Source organism: Bradyrhizobium sp. ISRA442, assembly GCF_038085055.1.
Taxonomy (GTDB): Bacteria; Pseudomonadota; Alphaproteobacteria; order Rhizobiales; family Xanthobacteraceae; genus Bradyrhizobium.
The window spans coordinates 487,848-494,139 of record NZ_JALGCN010000005.1 but is presented as its reverse complement, the minus strand read 5'-3'; the positions used below and the strand labels follow the sequence as shown (position 1 = coordinate 494,139).

6 protein-coding genes are annotated in these 6,292 nt (G+C 62.0%); 2 read left to right on the top strand and 4 right to left on the bottom strand.

The window, feature by feature from the left end:
* Positions 1-3 precede the first annotated feature (3 nt).
* Positions 4-861 carry a LysR family transcriptional regulator gene (locus MTR72_RS14640; RefSeq protein WP_280967279.1) on the bottom strand — a complete coding sequence of 286 codons (858 nt, stop codon included), beginning with the start codon at positions 859-861 and terminating at the stop codon, positions 4-6.
* A gap of 112 nt (positions 862-973) precedes the next feature.
* On the opposite strand from MTR72_RS14640, the gene MTR72_RS14635 reads away from it, so the two are divergent.
* Positions 974-1,573 (top strand): LysE family translocator, encoded by a 600-nt coding sequence (locus MTR72_RS14635; RefSeq protein WP_280967280.1) that lies wholly within the window; start codon positions 974-976, stop codon positions 1,571-1,573.
* A 505-nt stretch (positions 1,574-2,078) separates the two neighbouring features.
* Here the strand turns inward: MTR72_RS14635 and galE are convergent.
* Entirely contained in the window at positions 2,079-3,191 is a 1,113-nt protein-coding gene (gene galE / locus MTR72_RS14630) for a UDP-glucose 4-epimerase GalE (RefSeq protein ID WP_280967281.1), read from the bottom strand.
* Between the two features lie 227 nt (positions 3,192-3,418).
* Between galE and MTR72_RS14625 the strand changes: the two genes are divergently transcribed.
* On the top strand, positions 3,419-5,116 hold the full coding sequence (locus MTR72_RS14625) for a hypothetical protein (RefSeq protein WP_280967282.1): 1,698 nt from the start codon (positions 3,419-3,421) through the stop codon (positions 5,114-5,116).
* A gap of 76 nt (positions 5,117-5,192) precedes the next feature.
* On the opposite strand, the gene MTR72_RS14620 is transcribed toward MTR72_RS14625, so the two are convergent.
* Positions 5,193-5,603, bottom strand: coding sequence for a DUF2304 domain-containing protein (locus tag MTR72_RS14620; RefSeq protein ID WP_280967283.1), 411 nt, complete (start codon positions 5,601-5,603; stop codon positions 5,193-5,195).
* On the bottom strand, positions 5,600-6,289 hold the full coding sequence (locus MTR72_RS14615; RefSeq protein ID WP_280967284.1) for a glycosyltransferase family 2 protein: 690 nt from the start codon (positions 6,287-6,289) through the stop codon (positions 5,600-5,602). Before MTR72_RS14615 ends, MTR72_RS14620 begins: the two co-directional genes overlap by 4 nt.
* Positions 6,290-6,292 lie beyond the last annotated feature (3 nt).

Sequence of the window (6,292 nt, the reverse complement as noted above, 5' to 3'; positions counted from 1 at the left end):
TCTTTAGCCATGACGCTTGTGAAAACCCTCGCGAATATATCGCGCGAGTTCTGTAGTGAGAGCACCGACGCCCGTCGAGGGAAGTCTCATATTGACGAACTGCCTCGGCAGCTTCGGCAAATGAGAACCGCTAAACACAGCAAGGCGTTCAGGGACCGTCTTCGACAGAAATGGCGCAATTGCCATATCCGCTTCGAGCGTGGCGAAGACCGGCTCTAGGCTGCCCACCTGACATATCGCCCTCCATTCGATCTTTGCCTTGGTCAGCGCCTGTACGGCCGACGCGCGGAAGCCGCAGCTTTCCTGCCCGAGGGCAATCGGCAATGGACGGCGGTTATGGGCGTCGCCGCCTTTTGCACCAACCCAAACCAGCCGGTCAGAAAGCAGCAGAAGATCGCGCTCGCCGGGTTGCGGCTCGGTCAGCAGCGTCAGATCGACGTCGCCCTCGACGAGGCTCTGCTTCAAAGCACGGCTCGTATCGCTGACAAGTGTGACTAGGACGTTCGGATGATCCTGTCGAAAGAGTCGCAGAATGGGTGGCATCAGCATGCCGACCACGTCATGGGGCACGCCGAGCCGCACTTCGCCTGCGAACTCGACGGCCAGCATTTGGCTCATTACTTCGTCGTTCAGCGCGATGATACGATGGGCGGCAACCATCAACCGCTCCCCGCTGCGCGTTAGCCGCACCGCAGCGGCGTGCCGCTCGAAAAGAGGCGTGCGGAACAAATCTTCCAGCCGCTTGATCTGCTGACTGACCGCGCCCTGGCTCCGGTTCACGACCTTTGCCGCCGTCGTCATGCGACCCGTCTCAGCTACGGCCACGAATGAGCGCAGCAGACTCACGTCGATGTCGTCCATACGATCCCCTCAATTAGAAAAATCAATAAGACCTATATGGATAATTAGCTCCTCCACTGGAGACAAGCCGGTTAGTCCTCAGCCGAGGACGGTCTCGGAGGGGAGCTTCGCGATGGACAGGGTCGCACTCGGCCTATTTTTGATTGCGGCGATCGGATTGCTTGGATCGCCTGGGCCTGCGATTGCGGCCCTTGTCGCGGTCGGTCGCGCCCGAGGCCTTGTTGGTGGGCTGCCCTACTTCCTGGGGCTTCAATTGGGTCTGGCAATGGCTGCCGGCATTACGGCCGCGGGACTTTTTTCGTTATTGGCAGCATTCCCGTCCGCGCTACGCGGGATGACTATATCCGCCACGATTTATCTCGTCTATCTCGCCTACAAAATTGCGTCGTCACCGGTTGGAGAAGCTGCCCGGACAAGCAATGGCGCGCACGCATCACCTGCGGCGGGATTTCTCTTGGGTATGACAAATCCGAAAGCCTATTTGGCATTCGCATCTCTGCTCGCATCGTACACTTTGATTAAAGGTAGCACGCAGCAGGATGCTTTCACCAAATGGATTTTGCTGATAGCGGTGATGATCGTGGTAGACATCGTTTGGCTCTACTTGGGGGCCATTCTGCAAGGACTGATGCTGTCGCCAAATAGCGAACGCCTGCTAAATGTCACCTTGGGATTAGCGGTGCTAATCGCAGCCGGATTGGCATTCGTTTAGCTGTCCGAGACAGGTCTTCTCACCCGTCACTAACCGTTGTACCACCCGGCCGAATCGGGAAGGCCGCCGTCCGCGCGGCGTAGTGCAAGATCGCAGGCCGTCGCAGCTTTGTCGGTTGGAGCGCGTGGCGGATTGCGGCATCATAGCGCCACGGCGAAGCAATAGTGCCCATCTTCATCGGCCGTGGCGCGCCAACCAGGCTGCGACATTCCGCGAAATTCTACGACATTGTACGATGCCGCCCCCGTCAGGCAGCGCAATGTCGCTTTCAGCTAATGCTTACCCCAGATTGCAGCAGCGGAATTTTGTGATTTGGCGGCCTCAATTCGCATCCGTCCGGGCTATTTAGTTTAGCCCGCCGAGCGTCAGCGCTCGAGGGAAAATCGGCTTTGGAGCGTGAGATAGGGAACGCGGAGTCCGGTTCGTAGCGGCCGGCAACGGCGTTCCGAATCCCCGGGCAGGCGGAAAATGAGCATAGCCATGGGCACGGTTTCCATCATCAGGCTCATCGCCGTCGCGTCCTCTGTTCTTGAACGAGTGTTGAACTTCCGGGCGGCAGACGCTTGTCCCCTCTCACCTTGCCGACGATGGGACGGAGTGGGACCGGCTGGGACGCTCTGGAGGGAGGCCTTGCATTACTTTGTGCCAATCGTTTGCGTTCCCAGGCAAGCGCATGGCGGACGATCAGGGACAGATCATCCCATTGGGGCTGCCAGCCGAGCAGATTGCGCATCCGCTCCGCCGACGCCACGACCTCCGCCGGATCGCCAGGCCGGCGGGCGACGAGTTCGACGGGAAAGTCGTTTCCGGACTCGTGCCGCATGGCGTCGATTACCTGCAAGACCGAAAAGCCGCGGCCGTAGCCGCAATTTAGCGTCAGGGACGTCCCATCATCGCGCAGATATGAAAGCGCGCGGCAATGAGCGTTTACGAGGTCGCTCACGTGGATATAGTCGCGAATGCAGGTGCCGTCGGGCGTGGGATAATCGGTGCCGAAAACCTGGATCTTCTCTCGTAGACCCACGGCGGTCTCCGCTGCAACCTTGATTAGATGCGTTGCCCCTCGCGTTGCCTGTCCAGTGCGCAGAGCGGGATCGGCGCCTGCTACGTTGAAATACCTCAAGATGACGTAGCGTAGGCCGTGAGCGCGCGCAGCATCACGCAGCATCATTTCGGCCATCAACTTGGATGAGCCGTAAGGTGACACGGGCGCGACGGGGGTTTCTTCCGTGACAGGATTTGCCGGCGGATTCCCGTACACCGCAGCCGTCGAGGAAAGGATGAAACGCTGCACCCCGCTCCTGATTGCGAGCTCGATCAGGCTTCGTGAATTTGCGGTGTTGTTGCGATAGTATCGAAGCGGATCGGCAACCGACTCCGCAACAACTGCCGAAGCCGCAAAATGAATGATCTCCGAAATCCCATACTTCGCGATCAGCGGCGCCACTCGCCGCTGATCGCCGATGTCCCTGGCGAAGATCGGAACGCCGGAGGGTATTGCGGCTTCGAAGCCCGATGAGAAATCATCGATGACAATAGCTTGTTCGCCACGATCAGCGAGTTCGTATGCCATGTGGCTGCCGATGTATCCGGCACCTCCGGTGATAAGGATCGCCATTGCCAGTCAACCTTGGGAGGCCCGATTTTGACCCTCGGAACAAAGTTCCCTTCAGGCGTGTTATGAAAGCCCAGCCGTGGACAACACTTGAGGTGCGCTGACGGTTCGTTCGCGATTAAGCAGTTGAGCGGTATGTCGCCTGTGATGCAGGCGGCAATGTCGGCCGATGGCAAAAACCGATCGGGCGCCCGAATTCCTTGTGCAGCCGCTCGATCGCAGGGCAATGCATGGCGGTTGAACGGATAGATGACGACGGCTCTGGGTTTGCGAGGCCGAAACTCGGCCTCGTATTTGCTGCTCGCCATGCCGAGACGCTGCTCGTGCTCCTTGTGCTCTGCGTGGCCTTGATCATCGGGCTCGCGACTGCTGCGGATTACGGGGTGTCGACTGACGAATTCAACACAGAGGAGTACGGCCCCAAGGCGCTTGCCTGGTACACGAGCGGCTTTGCGGACCGGTCTCAGTTCGAGACGGTCGAAGAGTATCTGTGGATGTACGGGCCGTGGTTTCAGATCCTCGTCGCGGCCGTGCAATCGCTGGAGCTCGCGAACCCGCTCACGGTCCGGCACGCCATGACCTTCCTGTTCGGCCTCGCCGGGCTCGCCGCCGTCGTGCCGCTGGCGCGGCTCACGGTCGGGTACTGGGCCGGGTTGATGGCGCTCACCCTGTGCCTGCTGACCGGTTACCTGTACGGCAACCTGTTCTTCGCCCCGATCGACGTGCCGTTCCTGTTCGCCATGAGCTGGTCGACGCTCTTGATCGTCCTGATGGTCAGGCAGGCGGTGCCGGGCTGGCGTCTGACCCTGGCGACAGGCCTTGCCACCGGCCTCGCCATCGCGACGCGCACCGGCGGGGTGATCACGCACGCCTACCTCGTCGGCGCGATGAGCCTGTGCGCGCTCGAGGCGCTGCTGCGCCATGGCCGCGCGGGCTACGGCCAATTGCGCCGGATCGCCTTGCATACGTTGCTGGTCATCCTCATCGCCTGGCTGACGGCGATTGCGCTTTGGCCGTGGTTGCAGATCGGAAATCCGCCAACACAATTCCTGGAGGCCTATCGGCACTTTGAGACGCTCGATACCTCGTTCGATTTCCAGAACTGGGGCCGGCGCACGTTCACTGAGAACGTGCCCGCCTGGTACATCCCCGGACAGCTCCTGGCGCGCTTGCCCGAGGGCTTTTTGGTGTTGCTGTTGCTCGGCATGGCGGTCTGGATCGGTGCTGCAGCATCATGGATCCGCGCCGCGCTCGGCGCCCTGCACAGGTCCGGCATCGCCGGACTGCGACCGGTTGCAGCCGAGCTCGCAGCGTCGCGCGCGGTGCTGGTCGTCGGTGTGGCGGCGTTCGGGCCGATCGCGGTGCTCATCCTGAAGGGCTCGACGCTCTATGACGGTATCCGCCACGTATTGTTCGTGATCCCAATGCTCGCCATCGTGGCGGCGCGCGGGCTCACGAGCTTCTTGCCCTTCTTGCGACGCTTCCCGATCGTGTCCGTGGCCCTCGGGGGCGCGTACACGGCCGCCATCGTGGCGACGCTCGTCATCCTGCATCCGCTCGAATACATCGCCATGAACAGTCTGGCAGGCGGCGTCGCCGGCGCTTACAGCCGATTCGACCTTGACTATTGGAGCATGGCGGTTCCCGAGGCGCTGCGCCGCCTCGAGCACAGAATTGACGCCGAAGGTCGGTTCGCAGGCAATCCACCGCGCGTGCTGGTCTGCCTGGCCTGGCGCGAGCAACTGGCCGGCGTGATGCTCCCTCGCAATTGGATTGCCGAAACACATCTGGACAAGGCCGACTACCTGATCGCCACCGAGCGCTGGCCTTGTGCCGACGGCACGGGTGCCGTGCTGGTTGATGAGGTCACGAGATTTGGTCGCCCGTTCGCCAGGATCTACGCCAATCGGCGCGGGCTCGGCGAGTGACGCCAAGTCAATGCACGACTTGTCCAGCCCGACTTGTCCAGGCCCGACTTGGCCCGGCACGGCTTGGCCATCGCATCTACTTTTTCGCCTGGGATTCGATCGGGGGTGCCTCGGTCTTTCGGCCCAACATGACCTGGCGACGCCCTCGCGGAGGGACTGCCTCTCGTCGGCTCTTCTTGGCGCGATCGATCGCAACGGCGCGCGCCAGCCGCGTGATCATGTCGAGCTGGCGCCGCAGCTTGAGATGCAAATTGAGCATGATGAGCAGGCTGATCACGACCCAGGTGTAGACGATGAGGTCGACACCGCGGCCGATTCCCGCGAAGGCCGCAAGTGCTGTGGCGTGCGCCGGCACCCAGACAAAGTAGAGTCCGGCGAGCGCAGCGCCGCTCGCGAGCAGGCCGATGATCGGCACCGTCCGGTGCGCCGACCAGGCGTAGATCAGAACCAAGGCCAGAAGGGCCGTCAGCAACAGCTGCGCGATCATCGGTAGAGCCTCCGCGCAAACAGATCGATCAGGATGGCCATCGCATCGGTGATGCGTTGGCCCTTGGCCAGCGAATAGGCGCTGTACTCGATGTTCACCGGCACCTCGACAAAGCGCAGGCGGCTCTGCGCGATCTGGTGCAGGATCTCGGACGCGTGCGCCATTCGGTTCTGTCGCAAGTAGATCGCGCGCGCGCCGCGCGCGGTCATCGCGCGAAGGCCATTGTGGGTATCGGTGACCGGCAGTCCGGTGCTGGCGCGCGTGAACCAGATCGCAGCGCTGAGCATCATGCGGCGCGACACCGGCAGATTTGCGGTCGCACCGGTGAGAAAGCGGCTGCCGAGCGCGAAATCGATGCCGGGCTGCTCGATCGCCGCGAGCAGTTCCGCGATGGCTATGGGGGAATGCTGGCCGTCGGCGTCGAACGTGACGATCGCATCTGCACGCTGCTCGAGGGCGTAGTCGATGCCGGTCTGCAGCGCGGCGCCCTGTCCGAGGTTGACCGGATGCCGAAGGACGGTCGCGCCTGCGAGCAACGCGACGTCGCCGGTGCGGTCGGCGGAGCCGTCATCGACTACGACGACCGCGTATCCGGCGTGGCGAATGCCGGACACGACGCTGCCGACCACTGGCGCTTCATTGTACGCCGCGACGACGACCCAGGGATTGCGAATCCGGCCGGTCATTCT